The following is a 23,485-nucleotide window of genomic DNA, read 5'->3' as shown; positions in this document are numbered from 1 at the left end:
TCCACGGGGATGGACCGGCAGAGAGACCAAATGGATTCGTTTGAGCTAAACAAGATCATCGGCGCCGTGCTCGGCACCCTGTTGTTCGTCATGGGTGTGGGCTTCCTGGCCGAAGCCATCTACCACCCGATCGAGAATCGTGGCCCCGGCTATGCCCTGCCCGAGCCCGAAGTGGCCGAAGGCGGTGCTGCTGCCGAGGAAGCTCCGGCCGTTCCGCTCGGGGTTCTGCTGGCCAGCGCCAGCGCCGAACGCGGCGCCTCTGCCGTGCGCAAGTGCCAGTCCTGCCATACCTTCGGCGAGGGCGAGGCCAACAAGCAGGGCCCGAACCTTTATGGCATCGTCGGCAATGCCGAAGCGCACCTCGAGGGCTTTGCTTATTCGGACATCCTGATCCAGTATCACGGCGAAGGCCGCATCTGGACCTACGAAGACCTCGACGCGTTCCTCGAAAATCCCAAGGCTTATGCCCCGGGCACCAAGATGGGCTTTGCGGGCGTCCGCTCGCCAGAAGAGCGCGCCGATATCCTGGCCTACCTGCAGACCCTTTCCGCTTCGCCCGTGCCGTTCCCCGAGCCTGAGGCCGCGCCCGCTGCCGAAGAACCGGCTGCCGAAGGCGAAGCTGCGCCCGCTGGCGAGGCCTCCCCGGACGATACGATCTCGGACGAACTCACGACGCCTGCCGGCGGCGGCAGCGAGACCACCGAACCTGCTGCCCCTGCAGGTGCCGTGGAAACCCCGACCGAGACGCAGACCGACACCAATGTGGAAGGCACCCCGGTGCAGGAAACCACGCCAGCCGCCCCCCTCTCGGGTGGCAACAATCCGGCGACACCGGCGACCAACACCACTGGCGCCCAGCCCGCCCCGACCAACAGCCAGTAAGGCTTGCGGTCACCCCGAAGAAGTTTGTGAGCCGCGCCAAAAGCGCGGCTCTTTTCTTGAGGATCAATCAGCATGCTGCTCCTGCACCTGTCCGATGTCGATGAAGCCAGCTGGGCAAGCGCGTTTGCCGAAGCGCTGGCGCCCTACCCCGTGGTGCGGCGCGGCGATGACTTCGACCCGGCCGAGATCCGGTATATTTTCGTCTGGAAGCCTAAACCGGATGCCTTTGACGGGCTCGACAATCTCAAGGCGGTGCTGTCGCTGGGCGCCGGTGTCGATGCGCTGCTCAAGCATCCGCGCCTGCCTCAAGCGCCGATCGTGCGCTTTGTCGACGAAGATCTGAGCCAGCGCATGAGCGATTATGTGGTGGCCCATGTCACCATGCATCACCGCCAGTTCAGCCGCTTCCGTGACGACCAGCAGGCGCGCCGCTGGAGCCAGTTCTACCCGCCCGCCGCCGGCGAAACCACGGTGGGCATCATGGGCATGGGCGTGCTCGGGCAGGATGCCGCCAGGCGCCTCAAGCCGCTCGGCTTTGATCTCCGGAGTTGGAGCCGCACGCCCAAGGCTATCGAAGGCGTCGAGGGCTTTGCCGGCGACGCGGAATTCGACGCCTTCCTCGGCGGCACCGACATTCTCGTCAATCTACTGCCGCTGACGCCGGATACGGCGGGCATCCTCAACCGCGAGACCTTCGCCAAGCTGTGTCGCGACCGGCTGGAGGGCGGGCCGGTGATCGTCAATGCGGCGCGTGGCGGCCATCAGCGGGAAGCCGATATCGTCGCGGCGCTCACGGACGGCACTCTGGGCGCAGCCAGCCTCGACGTGTTCGAGGTCGAGCCCCTGCCCCAGGACAGCCCGCTCTGGGACGCCAAGAACTGCTACATCACCCCGCACATCGCCGCGATTTCCAACGAGGCAAGCGGCGTGCGCTATTTCTCGACCATTCTGCGCGCGCATGAGGCGGGCGAGCCGCTGCCCAACGTGGTCGACCGGAGCCGGGGCTACTGACGGAAAATTCATTGGTGCGACGCCAGTTTGTGTCGAACCATAAGCCGAATCCAACTGCGAGACCGCATGACCGAGACGACCGCCGCCCCCGCCAAGCTCAGCTTCTATGATCGGCTGAAGCTTGCCACCAAGCATCGCTTTGCCGAGCCGATCCTGGCGGCCCTGTGTTTCCTCGAAGCCATGATCATTCCGGTCTTTCCGGAAATCATGCTGGCGCCGATGATCATCGCCGATCGGATGCGGGCCTGGCGCCTGGCGGCGATCTGCACGATTTCGTCGGTGGCGGGGGGCCTGGCCGGCTATGCGATCGGCTACTTCCTGTTCGACACGATCGGCATGGCCATCATCAATTTCTATGGTGCCGCCGACGGCTTCCAATCACTGCGCCAGAGCTTTGTGGACAACGGTCCGCTGATGATCCTGGTCGGGGCGCTGTCGCCTATTCCCTACAAGGTCATCACCATCACCTCGGGCGTGGCCGGGCTCGATCTCTGGACTTTCGTCATCTACGGGCTGATCGGCCGCGGCCTGCGGTATTTCGTGCCCTGCGGCCTCTTTTATTTCTTCGGTCCGGTGGCCGGCGAATTCATCGAGAAGCACAAGAAGTGGGCCGGTATCGGCATGGTGGCGCTGGTGATCATCGGCTTCGCCATGGCGCCGCTGCTGTTCCCCAAGGGCGGAGAGGCGCTGCCCGAGGTCGTCGAGCAGGCCGTGGGCGTGGACCCCGTTCCCGAGGGCTGACGCTCAGCGCTGATAGCGCTGACGCAGCATGCCGTAGACGGCGCGAATGCCTTGATCGGTGGCGCCGACGGGACGACCGGGGCGCGCCTCGGGGGCCCAGCCGAAAATATCGAGATGCACCCAGGCGCCGGCATTCCGGACGAAACGCCGGAGGAACAGGGCGGCGGTGACCGAGCCGGCATAGCCGCCCGAACCGGCATTGTTCACATCGGCGATCTTGGACGCCATCTGGGCATCGTAATTGTGCCAGAGCGGCATGGGCCAGAGCGGGTCTTCGGCCGCCGCGCCGGCGGCCACGAGGCCGGCCGTGACGCCATCGTCGGTCGAATAGAGCGCCGGCAGGTCGGGGCCGAGCGCGACGCGGGCCGCGCCGGTGAGGGTGGCCATGTCGAGCAGGATTTCGGGGCTTTCCTCGTCGGCCAGCGTCAGTGCATCGGCCAGGATGAGGCGTCCCTCGGCATCGGTATTGCCGATTTCGACCGTAAGACCGGCGCGTGAGCGCAGCACGTCGCCCGGACGGAAGGAATTGCCGGCAATGGCGTTCTCGACCACCGGCAGCAGCACGCGCAGCCGCACCGGCAGTTTCGCCGACATGATGGTATGGGCGAGCCCCAGCACGTTGGCGGCGCCGCCCATGTCCTTCTTCATCATCAGCATGCCGGCAGCGGACTTGATGTCGAGGCCGCCGGTATCGAAGGTGACACCCTTGCCGACCAGCGACACCTTGGGGTGGCTGGGGTCGCCCCATGTCAGGTCGATGAGACGCGGAGCCTGGGCTGCGGCGCGACCCACGGCGTGGATCATCGGAAAATTGGCACCGATGAGATCATCGCCCAGCGTCACCGCGATGGTCATGCCGTGGCGGCGGGCAAAGTCGCGCACCGAGGCCTCCAGGGCCTCGGGGCCGAGGTCATTGGCGGGGGTGTTGATGAGATCGCGCGCCAAAAGCGCCGCCTCGACCTGGCGATCGACTTCGTCGGCGTCGGCATCCTCGGACAGCGTCAGGGTTGGGGCGGGCTGGCTATCGCGATAGCGATCGAAGCGGTAGGCGCCGAGCTGGAAGCCAATGGATGCCAGTGTGGCGTCGCCAACCTCCCCGGCCAGGGTGTAGTTGGCGGCCGGCAGTGCGGCGCCGGCGAGGCCCACGACGAAAGGCGAGCGGCCGGCCGGCTTGCCGGTGCCGAACAGCACGCCTGCCACTTCGCCATCCGCGCCGGGAAGCGACACGAGCTTGCCGCGCTGACCGGAAAAGCCGTTGGCGCGCGCCCAGGCCTTGCCCGCATCGGCGATGGGGGCATCGTCCAGCCCGCCTTCGGGAACCAGATAAAGCGGAATGGCGGGCGAAGTGGACATGAAGCGTCTCCGTTGAATGGCCGCTTCTTCTAGCGATTGGCTCCGGGCTGGGCAACGTCCCGAAGGCGCCGCTTAACCCGGTGTTAGGGTTAATGATCTATTGATCGAGCCATGTTGGACGGCCTGTTGCGGGCCGGGAGTGCGCCGTGTCGAAGAGCTACCAGATCGCCAAGTCCCTCCGTCCCCTGCTGCTGGCGGGCGTCGCCGCGATGATCCTGTCGGCCTGCGCATCCAATCGCGGCCACATGGACATGACCACGACCGGGAGCATCGGCCAGAGCACGGCGGGCCTTGGCGAGCTGACCGAGCGCTATCGCCGCAATCCCGGCGACCGTGCCGTGGCCATTCATTATGCCGCCGCTCTGCGCGCCGCCGGACAGCCACAGCAAGCCACTGCGGCCATGGAACAGGCGATGTCGCGCCATCCCAACGACGTGGCGATCACGGTTGAATATGCGAGGACCCTGACCGCTTCGGGCCGCTTCGAGCAATCCCTGCAGGTGCTGCAGAATGTCATCCGCCCCGACGCGCCGGACTGGAATGCGCTGCTGGTCATGGGCGCCACGCTCGACCAGATGGGTCGCCACGACCAGGCCCGCAAGGTCTATGTGCAGGCCTCCGTCATCGCGCCGGGCGAGGCATCGATCGAGACCAATCTGGGCCTTTCCTACGCCATGACCAATGAACTGCCGGCAGCGGAGAACCATCTGCGCCGTGCCGCCGCCATGCGTGGCGCCACCACCAAGACGCGGCAGAACCTGGCGCTGGTCATCGGCCTCCAGGGCCGGTTCGCGGAAGCCGAAGCCCTTTACGCAGCCGAACTGCCGCCCGACCAGGTCGCCGCCAACATGGCCTATGTGCAGGGCATGCTTTCCCAGAAGAACCGCTGGGACATGATCGAGCAGGGCTGAGCCGCCCAGCAGGTGGAAATGGGCGAAGCGCGACCCGTGAGTTGACATTCGCGGTCAGCGGCCTACCCTTGGTGGTGGCCTGTGCAGCCAGCCGCTCGCGCCCAAATGGGAAGGTGAATGCACTTCGATCTGGTTTGACCCTGCAAATCCTGGGCAGGCTGTCAGCAATGCGAGCACTGATCTTTTCTGCTGCCCGAGAGAAGGATCGAACCCATGCATAGCTACATGGACGCCAAGCTCATGGCGAAGCTGCTGCGCCAGGCTCTCGCCGAAAGAAGCATCGACGTCAGCCACAGCGATAGCCTCGAACTGGTCTCCCGCCAGTTCGGCCTGGCCAACTGGAACATGCTCAGCGCAAGGATTGATCGTGCGGCTTTAAATGATGAAACGCTGCCCAGCGGCTGGTTCAAGGCCGGTAAGAGCCCGCACCTTTACGAGACGCGCCTCGATCACCAGAATGGTTCGTCCGTGCTGATCGCCACCAGACCCGAGCTGTTGCACGACGTGCGCGGCGACGACTTCTGCACTGTCATGCAGAGCGTGGACGCGGAGCCATTCAAAGGTAAGCGCATCCGGATTGCCGGTGAATTGCGCACGGAAGACGCCGGCACCGGCGCGACCATCTGGTTCCGGATCGACGGCGCCAAGGGAACGCTGCTGTTCAACAATCTCGAACTGCACCGACCCGACGGGCCGTTGGTCGGAACGCAGGGATGGAGCCAACGGTCGGTAGTGTTCGATATTCCCGGGGAAGCGCTGAGCCTTCACTATGGCTTCTTCCTCAAGGGAACGGGCAAATGCTGGTCGCGTAAGTTCAGCCTCGACGAAGTCGATGGCAGCGTTCCCACCAGCAGCGGCAAGGGGCCCGTACTGCCGCGCCCGACAAACCTCGATTTCGGACAAGGCGCCGCGAACTAACTCCGGGGAAGCGGCGACGTTTGTTCGCCGCTTCACCCGCCTGCGGGCGCTGAAAGCCTCAGCTTCCGCCCATGGTCCGGGCGACCGAGCCGGTGAAGACCTGGATCATGGCCGGCGAGAGGATGACGATGAACAGCACCGGCAGGAAGAAAACGATCAGCGGCACGGTGAGCTTGGGCGGCAGGGCGGCGGCCTTCTTCTCGGCTTCCATCATGCGCGCCTCGCGGCCTTCCTCGGCCATGACGCGCAACGCCTGGCCGACCGACGTGCCGTAGCGATCGGCCTGGATCAGCGCGGTCATCACCGACTTGACGTTATCGAGACCGGTGCGGCGCCCGAGATTTTCGTAGGCGCGGGTACGATCTTCAAGGAAGGACAGTTCAGCCGTGGTGAGGGTCAGCTCTTCGGCCAGCTCTACCGACTGGGCGCCGATCTCCTTGGCGACACGCTTGAAGGCGTGTTCCATGGACATGCCGGCTTCCACGCAGAGCAGCAGCAGATCGAGGCAATCGGGCCAGGAGCGGCGAATGGAGGCCTGGCGCTTCTGCGTCTTGTTCTTGAGCAGGATGACCGGCAGGTAGGCGCCGAGCAGGCCAGCACCGATGGCATAGACGAGGTTGATATAGACCGGCCTGTCACCGGGGGCGAGCACCAGCAGGTAGAGTGCGGCAACGAGGAAGATGACCACCGGATAGGCGAGGCGCTGGAACAGGAACTTGGTCAGCTCCCCCTGCCCGCGCAGGCCCGCCATGGCCAGCTTGTCGACGGTGGTGTCGTCCTGGAACGCCTTCTTGAGATCGAAGCGTTCGACAGCCCGCTTCATGTAGGACTTGGCTTCGGTGCCGCGGCGGATCGAGGCGCGGCCATCCACGGACGCGTTACCACCGCGCAGGCGCGCCATTTCCTCGACGCGCATCTTGTCGCGCTCCAGCGCAACGCGCTTGATGCGCCCCTTCATCTCCTGCTTGACGATGAGCGAGGAGCCGAAGGTGAAGACCACGGCCGCGGCCGATACAGCAGCCAGCACCGCGATGAGGAAGTCTCTCTGGGTCAGCAGTTCGACGATGTTCATGGCACTGCCTCCCGAGGACGATCAGATTTCGAACTGCACCATGCGGTGCATGACGAAAATACCCGCGGCCAACATGAGGATACCGATGCCGAGGCAGACATTGCCGATCGGCGTGGCAAAGAGCGGCACGAGATAGCTAGGCGAAACCAGCGACACGAGAATGGCTACGACGATGGGCAGCGAGCCGATGATGCCGGCGGACGCCTTGGCTTCCGACGACATGGCCTTGACCTTCTGCTTCATCTTCTTGCGGTTGCGCAGCACGCGCGCGAGGTTGCCCAAAGCTTCGGAAAGATTGCCGCCGGACTGCTGCTGCACCGAAATGACGACGACAAAGAAATTCACTTCCGGCAGCGGCACCCGCTCGAGCAGGATCTGCACCGCCTCCTGCATGGAGAAGCCAAAACTCTGCTGATCGAGCACACGGGCGAATTCCGAGCGGACCGGCTCCTTGGTATCCTTGGCGACGACCCGCATCGAGTCGTTGAGCGGCAGACCGGTCTTGACGCCGCGCACGATGGCTTCGATGGCGTTAGGCAGTTCCTCTAGGAACTTGTCCTGATAGCGCTTGCGCTTTTGCGAGACATACATGCGCGGCAGCAGGTAGGCGCCAGCGACGGCGAAGATGCCGGCAAAGTAGAACGGCACCTGAGCCAGGAACAGGATGACGAACAGCACGGCGCCGAAGATGACGCTGTTGCGGATGAAAGTACCCTTGCTGATGGTCATGCCGGCCTGGAAGATCAGGTTTTCCAGCGTCAAGCGTTTCCTGGCATTGAGCTCGTCGGCCTGCGATTTCAGCGCCTGCTGGACGCTCTTGCGGCGGGTCTCGCGGACGCGGCTGGCATCGGCATTGCTGCGATTTGCGCGGATATCGCCCTGGAAGGCCTTCATGCGGGCCTGCGCGCGCTTGTTGCCCAGCGCCGATGGCACGAGGGCAAAGCCTGCCGCCCCGATGGTCACGGCGAAGAGGACGAGAAGCAACAGCGTGGTCATGCTCAGCGCCCCAGGATCTCGTGCTGCTCGGTATTGGCCTTTTCCAGCGCTTCGACGAGGTTGGCTTCCTCGTTGAAATAGCGGGCGCGCTCGGTGAATTGCGGCTTGGTGATGCCGGTGGAGCGGTGACGGCCGATCAGCATGCCGTTGGCGTCTTCGCCCAGGATGTCATAGACGAAGACGTCCTGGGTAACGATGACGTCGCCTTCCATGCCCAGCACTTCGGAAATGTGGGTGATGCGGCGCGAACCATCGCGCAGACGGGCGGCCTGGACGATGACGTCGATGGACGAGACGATCATTTCGCGGATGGTGCGGCTGGGGAGCGCATAGCCACCCATCGTGATCATGGATTCAAGACGCGACAGGGCCTCGCGCGGCGAGTTGGCGTGCAGCGTGCCCATGGAACCGTCGTGGCCCGTATTCATGGCCTGGAGAAGGTCGAAACTCTCCGGGCCGCGGACTTCGCCGACGATGATGCGTTCGGGACGCATACGCAGGCAGTTCTTGATGAGATCGCGCATGGTGATCTCGCCCTCGCCCTCGAGGTTGGGCGGGCGGGTTTCGAGACGCACGACGTGGGGCTGCTGGAGCTGGAGTTCGGCCGAGTCCTCGCAGGTGATGACCCGCTCGTCCTTCTCGATGAAGGCGGTGAGGCAGTTGAGCAGCGTGGTCTTGCCCGAGCCGGTACCACCCGAGATCAGAACATTGGCGCGGACGCGACCGAGGATGCGCAGCACTTCTGCGCCTTCGGGCGAGATGGAGTTGTATTTGACGAGCTGCTGGAGGGTCAGCTTGTCCTTCTTGAACTTACGGATGGTGAGGGCGGCGCCGTCGATCGCCAGGGGCGGCGCGATGACGTTGACGCGGGAGCCGTCGGGGAGGCGGGCGTCACAGATCGGCGAGCCTTCGTCGACGCGACGGCCGACCTGGGAAACGATGCGCTGGCAGACATTCATCAGATGCGCATCGTCGCGGAAGCGCACATTGGTCAGGCGCACCTTGCCGCCGACTTCGATGTAGCACTTCTGGGAGCCGTTCACCATGATGTCGGCGATGTCGTCACGCGCCAGGAGCGGCTCGAGCGGGCCATAGCCGAGCACGTCGTTGCAGATATCCTCGAGCAGGTCTTCCTGTTCGGAAATCGACATGACAATGGATTTGAGCGCGATGATCTCGGCGACGATGTCGCGGATTTCCTCGCGCGCCGCCTGCGTCTCCATGGTCGCGAGCTGGCTGAGGTCGATGGAGTCGATCAGCGCATTGAAGATGGCCGACTTGGTCTGGAAATATTCCTTGGCGCGCTGCGCATCGGCGGGGGCGCGCACATCGAGAACTTCGTCGGTGGTGCGCATGCGCGCTGCCATGGCGTCGCCATCGCTGGCGCGACGCTGCGGCGCGGGAACGGCGACCGGGGGCGGGCTGGCGATCGGGCGCGGAGCCTCGCTCAGTCCCGGTGTATTGCCGCCGAATGTGGTGCGCTTGCCAAACATCTCGTTCGTCCCTGTATGGTCCCTGCGCCTGCGGCTAAGCCCGCTTCCTGAACAGCGACGGGAGCTTGAGCAGGCTCGCTCCCTTGCTGGCGCCGTGGGTGACCTGGCGGCCGGTGACCTGCATGCCGATGGCCGAGAAAGTCTCGATGACCTTGCTGCCCGAGGAAACCTCGGCAATCATCTGGCCATTGTTGGCGGCCGTGCCGAAAAGCGCCGCGTCAAAGCCAATCTGGCCAATGAGGCTGCATTCCACGGACGAGGCGAACTCGGCTGCCCCGATTTCTGGACGGCGCGGCACGCCCTGCTTGTTGATGACCAGCTTGGGCGCATTGTCGGTGGGCCTCAGCGTCTTGATGGCATCGGCCAGGTTCTTGGCATTGCGCAGGTTGGCGAGGTCCGGCTCGGCGACGATGACCACGTCGTCGATGGAGGCCAGGGTCTGGCGCGTCCAGGCATTCCAGGCGTGCGGAATGTCGAGCACGATGACCGGCACGCTCTTCTGACAGATCTCGATCACCTGCTCGAATTCCCGCTCCTCGAAATCCCAGGTGCGGTCGAGGGTGGCGGGCGCGGTCAGCAGGTTGATGTGGTTGGCCGCCTTGCTCATCAGCCGGTCCAGCATGGTTTGATCGACCTTCTGGTTGGCCAGCACCGCATCGGCGAGACCATGGGGCGGCTGGTTGAAGTTGAGCCCGGCGGTGCCGAAGGCGAGGTCCATATCGACGATAAGGCAATCCTGCCGGAGACCGGTAGCAATGGCCCAGGAGACATTGTGGGCAATGGTGGAACTGCCCGCGCCACCCTTGGCGGAAATGAAGCCGACGGTGCGGCCGATGGGCGCCGCGCCTTCGGCCGCATAGAGCTCGGTAATGGCGGTGACGATCTCGGCCGAGGTGGCCGGCAGCACCACATATTCGGAAATGCCCGAGCGGATCAGCTCGCGATACAGCAGCACGTCGTTGACGTGGCCGAGCACGATGACGCGGGTCGAAGCATCGCAGACCTCGGCCAGGCGCGCGAGACTTTCGGGAATGGCATCGGGCGTCAGCGTCGTTTCGACGATAATGAGGTTGGGCGTCGGGTTGGACTTGTAGGTCTCGACCGCGCCTTCGATGCCGCCATTGTGGGTGGTCAGCGCCACCTTGGACATGCGCCGGTCGTGCAGAGCGCTTTCCACCAATTGTGCCGTCTGGGAATGCTCGCAGAAGGCCTGGATGGTGATGCGCGGCACAAGCCGGGCGCCAGACGCGATCTCGGCGGCGGGTTCTTCGACCTGCGGGGGCTTTTCAGGGGTGAGGAAACTCATGAACGACTACTCCTGATCCGCGATCAATCGAGGACGAAACCGACCGAGCCGGAAAAACCGCCCCGGAATTCGCCGGTGGCGCCGACCCCATACATGTTCTCCAGGCGGCCGAGGAAAATGCCTTCGGCGTCGCTTGCCATGCGGGAAGTGTCGGTGGGCACGGGAATGGTGTTGGCCGGGCTGGGCGCCACCAGATAGGGCGTGACGAGGATGACCAGTTCGGTCTGCTCGGTGCGATAATCGCGCGAGCGGAACAGCGCACCCAAGATCGGGATGTCGCCGAGCACGGGGAACTGCTCGATGTCCTGGCGCGAGGTTTCCTGCAGCAGGCCGCCGATGGCGAGGGTCATGCCGCTGGCCACTTCGACCGTGGTCGACGCCTGACGCTTGGTGATGGAAGCGTCGGCCTGGGGTTCGGACACCGAGGTGTCGACCTTGAGGCCGATCGCGCCGTTGGACTTGACCGTGGGCACAAAGGACAGCTCGACGCCATAGGGCTTGAACGTCACCGTGCGGGTGTCCTCCTCGTCATCCCAAGTGTAGTAGGGCAGTTCGCCGCCGGCCAGGAACTTGGCCTCTTCGCCCGAGATGGCGGTGAGGTTGGGCTGAGCCAGGACGCGCAGGGCGCCGCGGCCTTCCAGTGCGCGCACAGCGGCGGCCACCGTGTAGTTGGAGCCGTCGGTGAAGCCCACATCGAGGCCATCGGTCGGGAATTGATCGGTCAACAGCCGGTTGGTGAACTCGAACAGGTTCAAAGTGCCCACGTTGAGCAGCGCACCAAAATTGATGCCGAACTGGCGAGCGACGTCGCGCTTGACCTCTGACACGGTGACCTGGAGCATGACCTGCTGAGCGCCGGCGACATCGATGATGCTGGCGACGTTTTCCGGACCACCAGCGAACTGGGTGGCCACGGAAATGGCGCGATCGCGATCCTCGGCAGACTGCACAGTGCCCGTCAGCACGACGCGATTGGTGTCCTCGCCAAGGGTCACCGATTCGACGCTGATGCGGGAGCCGGGAATGACACGCGCCAGGGCGTCCTCGAGCGCATTGCCGACCTGGGACGGCTGCTCGATGACGCGCATGTCGAGCACCTGAATGGTGCGGCCGTTGTCATCGAGGAAAAAGATATTGGTGTCGCCGCCGGTGACGCCCTGCACGATGGCACGGGTGCGGCTGCGCATGATCGCCGCCGCAACGTCGGGCTGGGAAACGATGACTTCGGAGACGCCGGCGGGAAGATCGACGATCATCGACTTGTTGAGCTCGAGATCGACCTTGCGCACCGCGCCATAGGCATTGCCGGCAATGGTGATCTGCGCCTCGGCGAAAGCCGGGACGGTGCCAACCGTGCCGAGCATCAGGGCGGCCATGCCCGCAGCCAGCAGCGTGCGGGTCATAAGCGGGGACTTGGTCTTGATCATTTCCATCGTCTCTCGCCCCTATTGCGGCAGGACCTGGGGCATTTCGGTCGCCACAGGGTATGAGTTGGTGTCGGGCATGGTGGCATCGGCGCTGTAGTCGGTGCCGGCGGCGCTGCTGCCGGCCAGGACGCTCTGTTCCTTGCCGTAGCGAATGAGGCGGACCGCCTGGTTGGTGGCGGCCGGGCCGCTATCGGCGCGATTGAAATCGGCGACCGAGCGCAGGGTCAGGCTGAGCTGGCCGCGGGTCGAGGCATTGACGAGCGTTTCGGCCTGGGCCGGATCGAGTTCGAGTGTGGCGATCGTCGCATTGTCGAAGGTGGTGGGCGTCGGGCTGGGCTGGGTGCCGGTCTCGTCACCGCCGGTGACGCCGAGTTCACCCAGGCGCTTGCCGATGGCTAACACCCGCACATTGGAAAGAATGACTTCCGAGCGCTGCCCCATAGCCGAGGAGGTGGTGAGCAGCACGTCGACATGATCGTTGGGAACGACAAAGCCGCCGGCGCTCGAGGCCGCGGTGACGGTCACGGAGACGCCGCGCTTGCCCGAGGAGAGCACGGCCGAGAGATAGCCCTGGTCGGCGCGCACCAGCTTGGCTTCGCGGATCGGCTCACCGGGGAAGAATTCGAAGCGCGCCACGGCGCCGGTAAGCTGCTCGGGCGCATCGGGCATGGCAGCCACGGTCACATATTCGGCGCGCAACGCGCCTTCGGGCCAGTCCTGCCACTCCACGCGCTCGGCGCTGAGGCGTTCGCCGACGCCAATCGGCGCCTTGGCCACGAGGATCTGCGTCTTGGCTTCCTCGACGACCTGGGTGACGACGGTGGGCGCGGGCGCCCGTCCGCCACGGGTCACCAGAAAGGCAGCAAGGGTTCCGGCCACGAGGGCAACCAACAACAGGATAATACGCGCCGGTCTCATGACCTACTCCGGTTGAGGGCAATAAAGGCCCAGTTCCACCGGCTGAACTATGAAACCAAAGGGTCAAGGTTTGGTTAATCAGGACTTTGCAAAAGGCGTTAACAAGTTATGAATGCTTGCTTTTTGCAAAACAGATGACCGGAACGCAATAAAGCACCCGCAGCCAAGCCGGGGTGCTGGAAAGCGGACAAGGACAGAGATCAGGAGACGAGGCGCGCGTAGATCGCGGTGTGGGAATAGGTCAAAAGGCCGGCCACCGCCATGGCGACGCCATAGGGCACGCCCTGCTTTTCGTCGTGCAGGCGCTCGAGCCAGCGGAAGCGCGCAATCATTGGCACCAGCGGCAGGCGCCGCAGGGCAAGCACGATCAGCGTCAGGGCGCCGCCGAGCAAGGCAGTATAGGCAAGATAAGGCAGGGTGAGGCCGAAGCCGAGCCACAGCGTCGTCGCCGCCGCAAGCTTGGCATCGCCACCGCCGATCCAGCGCAACGCAAAGAAAGTGAAACCGACCACCAGAACCACAAAGGCGCAGGCGACATGCAGAGCGAATTGCTGCAGCGGCATCTCGACCGCCAGCGCCACCACGCAGAAGCTCGCCGCAAGGAACAGGACCAGCCGGTTGGAAATGCGCATGGTCAGAAGGTCCGAGGATGCCGCAAAGGCCATGGCCGCAGGAAAGATCAGCAGGGCTAGGGTGGACATGGGCGATGACCTCGATGGGTAGAGACACAAGCGTGCCGCAACCCTGTTAAGAAAGCTCAAAGAAAAAGGGGAAGGCCGGAGCCTTCCCCTTCATTCAAAACTGGCGCGGCTTTTGGCCGGCGCTTGTCTTATTCGGCTTCGGTCGGGATGGCCCCGCCGAGTTCGCCGGCGATGTAGTTGAAGAGGTTACCGAGGCTGTCACCGAGAGCGGTTGCAGCCAGGATGATACCAACAGAGATAAGCGCGGCGATCAGGCCGTACTCGATTGCAGTCGCGCCCGACTCGTCCTGCGCGAAACGTGCGAAAATGTTCATTCCCAGGCTCCTTTTTACACGTTCATAAGTGACTGCAGTGTCGGACCACGTCACAGATCGAACATGGCCAGACGCTAGCCCCCACAGGTTGAAATAGCGTTAATCGCCAAGAGCCTGCCTGGACTTGCGGCATCTGCATTTTTCATGATGTTCAAAGAGTTGGGGCAGTCGTTAAAAGTTTATCCATCGGAGCGCGCCGGTAGAACTGAATAGGGCAGCGGCAAGTAACATTGGCAGCCTGCCACCGACCCCGGATGAATAGCCTGTTAATATTTCGCCGCCGCCGACAACGACGAAACCCTCCGAAGCACGTGGACGTTTGCCAAGTATTTACCATTCCGCGTGATGCTGGCGGCACAGAGTACCAGTATCGGATTTCGCCATGTTCCGCCTTGCCGCCATTGCCCTGATGATCGCCGCAAGCTTTGTCGCGCCGATGCCGCTGCAAGCCCAGGACGGCGCCCCGATCACCGTCAATGTGAACATGGCGCGGGTGCTGCGCATCAGCGCCCCGGCTGCCACCGTCATCGTCGGTAATCCCGGTATTGCCGACGTGACCATTCAGGACCCGCAAACGCTGATCCTCACCGGCAAGAGCTATGGCCAGACCAACCTGATCGTGCTCGACAGCCGTGGCGAGCCGGTGGCCGATACCCTGGTGGAAGTCGTCCAGATGGCCGCCGGGATCATGACCGTCTACCAGGGCCAGAACCGGACGACCCTGTCCTGCGCGCCGACCTGCCAGCCGGTGGTGATGATGGGTGACGATGCCGGCTTCTCGGGCCAGACCCTGGCCTCCTCACAACTGGTGCAGTCGGCCGCGAACTGATCGACACCCGTTAAGCAGACCTTAACCAGTCCCGGCGACCGCTACAGCTTGCGCCACGAAACTAACCTTTGGGTTAGGGTCTCCACATAGGCTTGCCCGCTGAAAACCTGCGGGGACCGCGACTTTGAGCGGCAATTTTGGGACATTCCTGCTCCGCCAATTGCGGCGGCTGCGGCGCAACGAGGATGGCGTGACTGCCATCGAATTCGGCCTGCTCGCCCTTCCTTTCTTCGGCATTATCGGCGCGATCATGCAGACCTCGCTGGTGTTTCTCGCCTCGCAGGTGCTCGAAAGCGCCGTCCATGACGCGTCCCGCGCCATTCGCACCGGACAGGCCCAGGCCGCCGGCACGACGCTCGAACAGTTCCGCACCGATGTCTGCAACCGGCTCTATCGGCTCCTGCCCGATTGCGACGGCCTGCATGTGCGCGTGAACGTGGTGACAAACTTCGAGTCCGCCACTGTCGAGCCACCGCTACCGCAGCCCTGCACCGCCCCTTGCGACTGGACCGAATCCGAAAGCTTTGCGCCGGGGACCGGCAGGTCGGTCGTCCTGGTGCAGGTCTATTACCGCTATCCCATCGTCATCCAGCTAGGCCCGCTTGGACTTTCCAACATGGCCGATGGCCGTCGGCTGATGGGGTCGGTCGCCGTATTCCAGAACGAGCCCTTCTCGTGACCGGGAGGCGCGCAAAGCTGGCCCTTTTGGCGCGCCGCCTGCGTCGAGGCGAAAGCGGTGTTGCCGCCGTCGAGTTCGCGTTGATCCTGCCGATCATGCTGCTGGTCTATGTCGGTACGCTGGAAGCGAGCATCCTGATTACCATGGACCGCAAGGTGCAGTCGGTGGCCGGCGCCGTAGGCGACCTCGTGGCTCGCATGGAGGAAAGGGTCACCGCCACGCAATTGCAGGACTATTTCCGCGCCGCCAGCGGCATCATGACGCCTTATTCTTCCGCCGACGTGCGCCAGGTGGTGACGGCTGTCGCCGTGGATGCAGATGGCGTCGCTACGGTGGTATGGACCCGGCAATTCGAGGACGGGGACTATTCGAGCACGACGCCCTATACGGTCGGAAATCCCTATCCGTTGCCGGCAGAGATGATCGCCATTGCCCGGGAGCGGACGGTGATCGCGGCCGAGGCATCCGCCACCTATACGCCGCTGCTCGGCGTGATCTTCGAAATGCCCGTCGATCTCCATCGATCGAGCTTCTTCATGCCCCGTTTTGGTGGGGACATCGCCGCGCCCTAGCCGGCTTGCCCGACAGCGGCGACCATGGCAGAAGCCGGCCATCCTTCCCCGACTGGCCGGAGACGAGCATGCACGAACACGACACCATCATCCCCGTCTTTGATCTCGGCGGCGTCTTCGTCGACTGGAACCCGATGTATCTCTTCCGCAAGCTGTTCGAGACGGAAGAAGATGCGCTGTGGTTCCACCAGACCATCTGCACCAGCGACTGGAATCTCGAATTCGACGCCGGCGAAATCTATGCCGAGGGCGTGGCCAAGCTGGTCACCCGCTTCCCCAAATACTGGCGCGAAATCAAGGCCTTCGACGAACGCTGGACGGAGACTTTCGGCCCCTTCATCCAGGGCACGATCGACATCCACAACGAGCTGATCGATCAGGACATTCCGACCTTCGCCATCACCAATTTCTCCTGGGAAAAGTGGATGACGCGGCTGGGGGAATGGCCGTTCCTCGAGAAGTTCGACGGGGTGATCGTTTCGGGTCTCGAAGGGCTGGTGAAGCCCGATCCGCGGTTCTACCGCGTCTTCTGCGAGCGCTATGGCCTGGCGCCGGACGCTTGCGTCTTCATCGACGACAGTGAGCCCAATATCGTGGCCGCCCGCCGCTTCGGCATGAAGGGCATCCACTTCAAGGATCCGGTGCATCTGCGCGCCGACCTGATCGCGCTGGGCCTGCCGCTCAAGGCGAAGTAACGGCCAAAAAGCCCCCCCACCTAACCTCCCCCTGAAGGGGGAGGAACCGATCTCAGGTGTGGCACCATCGAGCCAAATCAACTGCAACGTCCCTCCCCCTGTCTAAGGGGGAGGTCAGGTGGGGGGCACCCTGACTACTGGAACCGGCCGCCGCGCTGGATGACTTCGATCTTGTAGCCGTCGGGATCGGTGGCGAAGAAAAAGCGCGCGACCGGGACATTGCCGTTCTTGAAATCCACCAGCTTGCCGACGGCAAAACCCTCGGCAGTGAAGCGGTCGAACTCGGCCTGCAGGTTGTCGACAACGACAGCCAGGTGTCCATAACCGTCGCCGAGGTCATAGGGATCGGTACGCCCGTGATTGATGGTCAGCTCCAGCTCGAAACCATCGAGCTCATGGGCCACGTAAACCAGCGTGAAATCGGCAAATTCGAGCCGGTTGACAACTTCGAGGCCGAAAGCGCGGCGATAGAAATCGACGGAACGCTCCTCGTCGAGGACGCGGATCATCGAATGGGCAAGTCTTGCCATTTTATTCCCTTTCGCAGTTCCGCCCGGTTCTTCTCCCCATGGGGGAGAAGGTGGCGCGAAGCGCCGGATGAGGGGAGCGGCCGTAGCGAGCCCTGGTCGTTGAGATACCCCCTCACCGACTCGGCTGCGCCGAGCCACCTCTCCCCGAGGGGGAGAGGAAAAGAATGTTATCGCGTGCCGTACATGCGGTCGCCGGCATCGCCGAGGCCGGGCACGATATAGCCCTTCTCGTTGAGGTGGCTGTCGATCGAGGCGGTGAAGATCGGCACGTCCGGATGGGCTTCGGAAAAATGCTTGATGCCCTCGGGCGCGGCGAGGAGGCACAGGAAACGGATATTGTTGGCGCCGCGCTCCTTGAGCTTTTCCATTGCGGCCGTGGCCGAATTGCCGGTGGCCAGCATCGGATCGACGACGATGATGAGGCGATCTTCGAGGTTGGACGGCGCCTTGAAATAGTATTCGACCGGCTCCAGCGTCTCGTGGTCGCGATAGATGCCGATATGGGCGACGCGGGCGGCCGGCACGAGATCCAGCATACCGTCGAGCAGGCCATTGCCGGCGCGCAGGATCGAGGCAAAGACCAGCTTCTTGCCCTTGATGGCCGGGCTCTGCATCTCCGACATCGGCGTCTCGATGGGGATCATTTCCAGTTCGAGATCGCGGGTGACTTCGTAACACATGAGGTGCGCGATCTCGCGCAGGAGCCGCCGGAAACCGGCAATCGAGGTCTCCTTGTTCCGCATGATGGTCAGCTTGTGCTGGATCAGGGGGTGATCGATGACCGTCACATTGCCTTCGACTCTGCTCATCTTCATGACCTCAGCTTGAACTACAGGAACGACGTGCCGTGACGGCCGGGCGCAAGGCCCAGCCAGGCGGCTATGCTTTCACCTATATCAGCCAAGGTCGGGCGAATGCCAATCTCTCCCTTGGGCAGGGCTGGGGAAAAGACCAGGATCGGCACCTGTTCGCGGGTATGGTCGGTGCCCGGCCAGGTCGGATCATTGCCATGGTCGGCGGTCAACACCAGAAGGTCGTCGTGGCGCATCGCGGCGATGATCTCAGGCAGGCGGCTGTCGAAGAGTTCGAGCGCCGCAGCATAGCCAGGCACGTCGCGGCGGTGGCCGTATTCAGAGTCAAAATCGACAAAATTGGTCATGATGAAGGCACGGTCGGCGGCCATTTCCATGGCTTCGAGCGTCCGGTCGAAGAGCTGCGGAATGCCGGTGCCCGTGAGTTTGTGGGTGACGCCGGAGCCGGCATAGATGTCGGAAATCTTGCCAATGGCAAAAACCTGGTTGCCGGCCCCCGCATTGCGATCGAGCAGGGTCGGTTCGGGCGGAGAGATCGCGAAATCGCGACGGTTGCCGGTGCGCTTGAAGGTCTCGTGCGTCTCGCCGACAAAGGGCCGGGCGATCACCCGGCCGATCTTGAGCGGCTCGGTCAGTTCAAAGGCGATGCGGCAGATTTCGTAGAGCCTATCGAGGCCGAAATGGGTCTCGTGCGCGGCGATCTGGAACACCGAGTCGACGGAAGTGTAGCAAATGGGCTTGCCTGACCGGATATGCTCTTCGCCGAGTTCGGCGATGATGTCGGTGCCCGAGGCATGCTTGTCGCCGAGGATGCCCGGCAGGCCGGTGCGGCGGAGGAATTCGGCAATCAGGTCCGGGGGAAACGCCGGCTGTTGCTGTGGAAAATAGCCCCAATCGAAGGGCACCGGAACGCCGGCGATTTCCCAATGGCCCGACGGCGTGTCCTTGCCCTTCGAGATCTCGCGGCCAATTCCGAAGCGCCCGCCCTTTGACGTCGCCGAGAGATTTGGCGGCAGGATGCCAGTCGAGAGTTGCACCGCCGCGCCGAGGCCCATGGCATCCATGTTGGGCACATGGAGCGGACCGGCCCGCAGGCCCTGGCGATCCGCCTTGCCGGCGGCGGCCCATTCGGCAATGTGCCCGACCGTGTTGGAGCCGACATCGCCATAGGTTGCGGCGTCAGGCGCGCCGCCGATACCGACGCTGTCGAGCAGGCAGACTATGGCGCGGGGCATGGCTTTCTTCCTCATATTCAGACGGCCTTACGCCGTTTCTATTCTTGTCCCGGTGTCATCCCCGCGAAAGCAGGGACCTCCGTTTTCGATCGGATCCCATAAACAGGGGTTCCCACTTCCGCGGGAATGACCCGGTTGAGGAATGTCAGGTCGGTTCAATGCGTCCGGCAATCAGCGGATTGCTCGGCGCAGTCCCGCCCAGCCCGTAGGCGGCGCGGAGCCGCCTTTCGGCATCCTCGGCACTCGCTTCATCGGCGGCGTGGATACGGGCGATGGGCGTCTGCGCATCGGCTGTCGCGCCCAGCGGGGCGAGCCGGTCGAAGCCGACGCGGTGGTCAATGACATCGCTGGGCGTGGCGCGACCGCCGCCCAAGGCGACAACAGCCATGCCCACGCCGCGGGTATCGATGGCCGAAATAGTCCCCTGCCCCTCGGCATACACATCGCGAATGACGGGCGCAGGCGCGAGGTGAGCATTCATGTTGTCGACGAAATCGGCCGGTCCGCCAAGCGCCGTGACCATCCTGGAAAAGTGCTCGGTGGCGCGGCCACTGTCGAGGGCGTCATCCACCCGGCCCCGCGCTTCATCCAGGGTTGCGGCTCTGCCCGTCATGAGCACGATTTCGGCGCAGAGAGCGAGCGTCACCTCACGGAGGCGTGCGTCCTGATGCGCGCCGGTGAGAAAATCGACGGCATTGCGCACTTCGAGGCCGTTGCCGGCAGCAGAGGCCAGCGGCTCGTTCATGTCGGTGATCAGCGCGCCAGTCTTGAGGCCCGCGCCATTGGCGACGGTGACAAGGCTTTCGGCCAATGCCCGCGACTGTTCGAGAGTCGGCATGAAGGCGCCGGTGCCGGTCTTCACGTCGAGGATCAACGCGCCGAGCCCGGCCGCGAGCTTTTTCGAAAGAATGGAAGCGGTGATCAGCGCGATGGATTCCACCGTGCCGGTGACATCACGGATGGCGTAAAGCGTCTTGTCGGCCGGGGCGAGGTCGGATGTCTGGCCGATAATGGCGCAGCCGGCTTCCCGCACCACCTTGCGGAAGAGGGCGTTGTCCGGCTGGGTCTGGTAGCCGGGAATGGAATCGAACTTGTCGAGCGTGCCGCCGGTATGGCCAAGGCCACGGCCGGAAATCATCGGCACGTAGACGCCCAGCGCCGCAAGGATCGGCGCCAGCATGAGGCTGACATTGTCGCCCACGCCGCCTGTGGAATGCTTGTCGGCCACCGGGCCATCAAGATCGGACCAGTCGAGCACGGTGCCACTGTCCCGCATGGCCAGGGTCAGCGCCACGCGCTCGTCCATCGACATGTCCTGGAAATACACCGCCATGGCAAAGGCAGCGGCCTGGGCGTGAGACACCGAGCCATTGGCAAAGCCGGCGATGAAGCGGGCAATATCTTCCCGAGCGAGCGCCTCGCCATTGCGCTTCTTCAGGATGACTTCTTGCGGGAGGAAGACCATGCTTCGTCTCTTCTTGTTTCCAGACCCTTCCACCTCCACGCTGTCACCCCGGCGTAGGCCGGGGTCCATCATGAGATGCGTAGACGTCTCAGGATGGATCCCGGCCTACGCCGGGATGACATCTGGGGGTGTCGAGAGGCTAAGCCCCGTAGGGGATCCAGACGTTTTTCACCTGCGTTGCCTTGCCCAGGAAATAGGTCCCGGCGAAGCGCGGATCGGCGAGGTCGTAGTCGAGACCGCGCGAGGTCCAGGTCTGCTTCAAGTTGCCCACAGAGACTTTTTCTACCATGGCGGAGCCTTCGGCCGAGCCCATGAACCACATGCCATCGACGCCATCGTGCTCGGCCAGGGTCTTGGCCAAGCTAACGCTGTCGCCGGTGACGATGTTGACCACGCCCGAGGGCATGTCCGAGGTTTCGAGCACCTGGTAGAAATCGGTCAGGGAAAGCGGGCTGCGATCCGAGGGAACCAAAACCACGGTATTGCCCATGGCGATGGCCGGGGCGAGCAGCGCCACGGAGCCCAGCAGCGGTCGCGACTGCGGCGCGACAATGCCAAGCACACCCAGTGGCTCAACCATGGCGGCTGCCACCATGCGCTGCGGCGGATTGTGGATGGCGCCATCGTATTTGTCGGCCCAGCCGGCAAAGGCGAAGAGCCGCTCGATGGACGCCTGCACTTCGGCCGCGCCATCTTCGCCGGTCTGCGCCGCGATGCGGGCGGCGAATTCGTCGCGGCGATAATCGAGGTTTTCGGCGAGGAAATAGAGGATCTGCGCGCGGGAATGGGCCGCAGTCGTGCCCCAGCCGAGCGCTGAGCGGGCGGCTTCGACGGCATTGCGGATGTCCTTGCGATTGCCCTCGCCGACTTCGCCGACCGACGCGCCATGGGCCGCGAGCACCGGGCGGTTGTAGCCACTATCGGGGCGAGCCTGCTTGCCGCCGATATACATTTTTGCAGTCTGGTCGAGGCTGTCGCTGTCGAGCGGGTTACTCGATGCCCCCGCCATCGCAGGGGCTGCCCTGGGGGCAGCCGCCTTCAGCGTCTTTTCCCAGCTTGGCTTGAGGTAGACGCTCATGCCTTCGCGGCCGCCCTCGCGACCGAAGCCGCTCTCCTTGTAGCCACCGAAACCGACGGCGGCGTCAAAGTTGTTGGTGCCGTTGATCCAGACTACGCCGGCCTTGAGCTTTGGTGCGATATCGAGGGCGAGATTGATGTTCTCGCTCCAGAGCGTGGCGGCGAGGCCATATTTGGAATTGTTGGCCAGGGCCACCGCTTCTTCGGGCGTGCGGAAGCTCATGGCGACCAGAACCGGCCCGAAAATTTCCTCCGAGACCAGCGTATTAGCCGGCGAGACATTGGTGACCAGAGCGGGCTTGAGGAAACAGCCATTGGCCGGCAGCGTGCCATCGGGCTCATAGACATGAGCGCCTTCGGCGACGCCGCGCTTCATCAGGTCGCGGATGCGCTCGACCTGTACCGGGGCGACCAGCGCGCCGATATCGACGGACTTGTCGAGCGGATCGCCGACGCGCAGCTTGGCCATGCGGGTACGGACCTTCGCCAGGAAGCGCTCTTCGATCGATTCCTGCACGAGGAGGCGCGAGCCGGCGCAGCAGACCTGGCCCTGGTTGAACCAGATGGCTTCGACGAGGCCTTCGACGGCAGAGTCGAGGTCCGCATCCTCGAAGACGATATAGGGCGACTTGCCGCCGAGCTCTAGGCTGAGGCCCTTGCCGGAGCCTGCGGTAGCGGCTCGGATAATCTTGCCCACTTCAGTCGAGCCGGTGAAGGCGATCTTGTCGACATCGGAGTGGTTGACGATGGCGGCGCCGGTGTCGCCCTCGCCGGTGACGATGTTGACCACGCCCTTGGGCAGGCCGATGCGCTCGCAGATCTCGGCGAAGAGCAGCGCCGTCAGCGAGGTAAACTCGGCGGGCTTGAGCACCACCGTATTGCCCGCAGCCAGAGCCGGGGCAATCTTCCAGGCCAGCATCAGCAGTGGGAAATTCCACGGAATGATCTGGCCGCAGACGCCATAGGGGACGTGGTCGGGAAACTGGGTGGAAAGATGCGTGGCCCAGCCGGCATGGTGGTAGAAATGACGCGCCACCAGCGGAATGTCGGCGTCGCGGCTTTCGCGGATCGGCTTGCCATTGTCCATGCTTTCGAGCACGGCGAAGAGCCGCGCATGCTTCTGGACGGCCCGGGCAATGGCATAGAGATACTTGCCGCGCTGGTAGCCCGGGAGGGCGGACCAGGCCGGGAAGGCCGCGCGGGCGGCGGCCACGGCGGCATCGACATCGGCGGCGGTGCCGTCGGTAATGTCGGCGAGCTTTTGTCCGTTGGCGGGATTGTCGCTGGCAAAGGTCTTGCCGGGCTCGGTCCAGGCGCCATCGATGAAATGGCCGAATTTCCGGCCGTGGCTGTCGAGCCAGGCATTGGCCTGATCGGGCGCCTCGGGGGCCGGACCGTATTCGAGGCTATCGAAGATTTGCGCGATCTTGTTCATGTGTGGCCTCCTCGCGAGCGCCTGAATTCTGTTGTCGCGGCGAGCATCCCCCTCACCGCCCTTCGGGCACCTCTCCCCGATGGGGAGAGGAATGGCTCCGTGCTCGTCATTGG

Annotated in this window: 23 protein-coding genes; 9 read left to right on the top strand and 14 right to left on the bottom strand. The window is 63.9% G+C overall.

Annotated features, from left to right (window positions below):
* Positions 1 to 30: 30 nt before the first annotated feature.
* The 3 genes from JEQ47_RS08005 (at position 31) to JEQ47_RS07995 (ending at position 2,634) form a co-directional block, all read left to right on the top strand.
* The gene (locus JEQ47_RS08005) at positions 31 to 882 is read left to right on the top strand and encodes a c-type cytochrome (RefSeq protein ID WP_198875897.1); all 852 of its coding nucleotides are present in this window, start codon (positions 31 to 33) and stop codon (positions 880 to 882) included.
* A 72-nt stretch (positions 883 to 954) separates the two neighbouring features.
* Positions 955 to 1,893: a 2-hydroxyacid dehydrogenase gene (locus JEQ47_RS08000; protein WP_198875896.1), complete on the top strand. Its 939-nt coding sequence runs from the start codon at positions 955 to 957 to the stop codon at positions 1,891 to 1,893.
* A 66-nt stretch (positions 1,894 to 1,959) separates the two neighbouring features.
* Positions 1,960 to 2,634 carry a YqaA family protein gene (locus JEQ47_RS07995; RefSeq protein ID WP_198875895.1) on the top strand — a complete coding sequence of 225 codons (675 nt, stop codon included), beginning with the start codon at positions 1,960 to 1,962 and terminating at the stop codon, positions 2,632 to 2,634.
* A 3-nt stretch (positions 2,635 to 2,637) separates the two neighbouring features.
* Here JEQ47_RS07995 and JEQ47_RS07990 read toward each other — a convergent pair whose 3' ends face one another.
* Positions 2,638 to 3,987 (bottom strand): leucyl aminopeptidase family protein, encoded by a 1,350-nt coding sequence (locus JEQ47_RS07990; RefSeq protein WP_198875894.1) that lies wholly within the window; start codon positions 3,985 to 3,987, stop codon positions 2,638 to 2,640.
* A 146-nt stretch (positions 3,988 to 4,133) separates the two neighbouring features.
* Between JEQ47_RS07990 and JEQ47_RS07985 the strand changes: the two genes are divergently transcribed.
* Together JEQ47_RS07985 and JEQ47_RS21160 are read left to right on the top strand one after the other, a co-directional pair.
* Positions 4,134 to 4,898, top strand: coding sequence for a tetratricopeptide repeat protein (locus JEQ47_RS07985; RefSeq protein ID WP_198875893.1), 765 nt, complete (start codon positions 4,134 to 4,136; stop codon positions 4,896 to 4,898).
* 213 nt (positions 4,899 to 5,111) lie between these two features.
* The gene (locus tag JEQ47_RS21160; RefSeq protein ID WP_198875892.1) at positions 5,112 to 5,816 is read left to right on the top strand and encodes a glyoxalase superfamily protein; all 705 of its coding nucleotides are present in this window, start codon (positions 5,112 to 5,114) and stop codon (positions 5,814 to 5,816) included.
* 58 nt (positions 5,817 to 5,874) lie between these two features.
* On the opposite strand, the gene JEQ47_RS07975 is transcribed toward JEQ47_RS21160, so the two are convergent.
* From JEQ47_RS07975 to JEQ47_RS07940, 8 genes are all read right to left on the bottom strand, one after another.
* Positions 5,875 to 6,888: a type II secretion system F family protein gene (locus tag JEQ47_RS07975; RefSeq protein WP_198875891.1), complete on the bottom strand. Its 1,014-nt coding sequence runs from the start codon at positions 6,886 to 6,888 to the stop codon at positions 5,875 to 5,877.
* 21 nt (positions 6,889 to 6,909) lie between these two features.
* Positions 6,910 to 7,884, bottom strand: a complete 975-nt coding sequence (locus JEQ47_RS07970) for a type II secretion system F family protein (protein ID WP_198875890.1) — start codon at positions 7,882 to 7,884, stop codon at positions 6,910 to 6,912.
* A gap of 2 nt (positions 7,885 to 7,886) precedes the next feature.
* Positions 7,887 to 9,377, bottom strand: coding sequence for a TadA family conjugal transfer-associated ATPase (locus tag JEQ47_RS07965; protein ID WP_211201582.1), 1,491 nt, complete (start codon positions 9,375 to 9,377; stop codon positions 7,887 to 7,889).
* Positions 9,378 to 9,411: 34 nt separating this feature from the next.
* Positions 9,412 to 10,683: a CpaE/TadZ family protein gene (locus JEQ47_RS07960; RefSeq protein ID WP_198875889.1), complete on the bottom strand. Its 1,272-nt coding sequence runs from the start codon at positions 10,681 to 10,683 to the stop codon at positions 9,412 to 9,414.
* Between the two features lie 23 nt (positions 10,684 to 10,706).
* The gene (locus JEQ47_RS07955) at positions 10,707 to 12,110 is read right to left on the bottom strand and encodes a type II and III secretion system protein family protein (protein WP_198875888.1); all 1,404 of its coding nucleotides are present in this window, start codon (positions 12,108 to 12,110) and stop codon (positions 10,707 to 10,709) included.
* 18 nt (positions 12,111 to 12,128) lie between these two features.
* Positions 12,129 to 13,028, bottom strand: a complete 900-nt coding sequence (gene cpaB / locus JEQ47_RS07950) for a Flp pilus assembly protein CpaB (RefSeq protein WP_198875887.1) — start codon at positions 13,026 to 13,028, stop codon at positions 12,129 to 12,131.
* 200 nt (positions 13,029 to 13,228) lie between these two features.
* Positions 13,229 to 13,729, bottom strand: coding sequence for an A24 family peptidase (locus JEQ47_RS07945; RefSeq protein WP_198875886.1), 501 nt, complete (start codon positions 13,727 to 13,729; stop codon positions 13,229 to 13,231).
* Between the two features lie 128 nt (positions 13,730 to 13,857).
* Positions 13,858 to 14,043 carry a Flp family type IVb pilin gene (locus tag JEQ47_RS07940; protein WP_198875885.1) on the bottom strand — a complete coding sequence of 62 codons (186 nt, stop codon included), beginning with the start codon at positions 14,041 to 14,043 and terminating at the stop codon, positions 13,858 to 13,860.
* Between the two features lie 382 nt (positions 14,044 to 14,425).
* Between JEQ47_RS07940 and JEQ47_RS07935 the strand changes: the two genes are divergently transcribed.
* The 4 genes from JEQ47_RS07935 (at position 14,426) to JEQ47_RS07920 (ending at position 16,818) form a co-directional block, all read left to right on the top strand.
* Positions 14,426 to 14,872 carry a pilus assembly protein N-terminal domain-containing protein gene (locus JEQ47_RS07935; RefSeq protein WP_198875884.1) on the top strand — a complete coding sequence of 149 codons (447 nt, stop codon included), beginning with the start codon at positions 14,426 to 14,428 and terminating at the stop codon, positions 14,870 to 14,872.
* A 124-nt stretch (positions 14,873 to 14,996) separates the two neighbouring features.
* Entirely contained in the window at positions 14,997 to 15,551 is a 555-nt protein-coding gene (locus tag JEQ47_RS07930) for a TadE/TadG family type IV pilus assembly protein (RefSeq protein ID WP_198875883.1), read from the top strand.
* On the top strand, positions 15,548 to 16,123 hold the full coding sequence (locus JEQ47_RS07925; protein WP_198875882.1) for a TadE/TadG family type IV pilus assembly protein: 576 nt from the start codon (positions 15,548 to 15,550) through the stop codon (positions 16,121 to 16,123). Before JEQ47_RS07930 ends, JEQ47_RS07925 begins: the two co-directional genes overlap by 4 nt.
* 68 nt (positions 16,124 to 16,191) lie before the next feature.
* Positions 16,192 to 16,818 (top strand): HAD family hydrolase, encoded by a 627-nt coding sequence (locus JEQ47_RS07920; protein WP_198875881.1) that lies wholly within the window; start codon positions 16,192 to 16,194, stop codon positions 16,816 to 16,818.
* Between the two features lie 134 nt (positions 16,819 to 16,952).
* On the opposite strand, the gene JEQ47_RS07915 is transcribed toward JEQ47_RS07920, so the two are convergent.
* From JEQ47_RS07915 to JEQ47_RS07895, 5 genes are all read right to left on the bottom strand, one after another.
* Positions 16,953 to 17,348, bottom strand: coding sequence for a VOC family protein (locus JEQ47_RS07915; protein WP_198875880.1), 396 nt, complete (start codon positions 17,346 to 17,348; stop codon positions 16,953 to 16,955).
* 167 nt (positions 17,349 to 17,515) lie between these two features.
* Positions 17,516 to 18,157 (bottom strand): uracil phosphoribosyltransferase, encoded by a 642-nt coding sequence (upp, locus tag JEQ47_RS07910; protein ID WP_198875879.1) that lies wholly within the window; start codon positions 18,155 to 18,157, stop codon positions 17,516 to 17,518.
* Positions 18,158 to 18,177: 20 nt separating this feature from the next.
* The gene (locus tag JEQ47_RS07905; protein WP_198875878.1) at positions 18,178 to 19,395 is read right to left on the bottom strand and encodes a phosphopentomutase; all 1,218 of its coding nucleotides are present in this window, start codon (positions 19,393 to 19,395) and stop codon (positions 18,178 to 18,180) included.
* Between the two features lie 145 nt (positions 19,396 to 19,540).
* Positions 19,541 to 20,860 (bottom strand): thymidine phosphorylase, encoded by a 1,320-nt coding sequence (deoA, locus tag JEQ47_RS07900; protein WP_198875877.1) that lies wholly within the window; start codon positions 20,858 to 20,860, stop codon positions 19,541 to 19,543.
* A 139-nt stretch (positions 20,861 to 20,999) separates the two neighbouring features.
* The gene (locus JEQ47_RS07895) at positions 21,000 to 23,372 is read right to left on the bottom strand and encodes an aldehyde dehydrogenase family protein (protein ID WP_198875876.1); all 2,373 of its coding nucleotides are present in this window, start codon (positions 23,370 to 23,372) and stop codon (positions 21,000 to 21,002) included.
* Between the last annotated feature and the right edge of the window lie 113 nt (positions 23,373 to 23,485).

The organism is Devosia sediminis (genome assembly GCF_016411825.1).
In the GTDB taxonomy this organism is placed as follows: Bacteria; Pseudomonadota; Alphaproteobacteria; order Rhizobiales; family Devosiaceae; genus Devosia; species Devosia sediminis.
The sequence above is the reverse complement of the archived record's forward strand: the minus strand, read 5'-3'. Positions and strand labels throughout refer to the sequence as shown.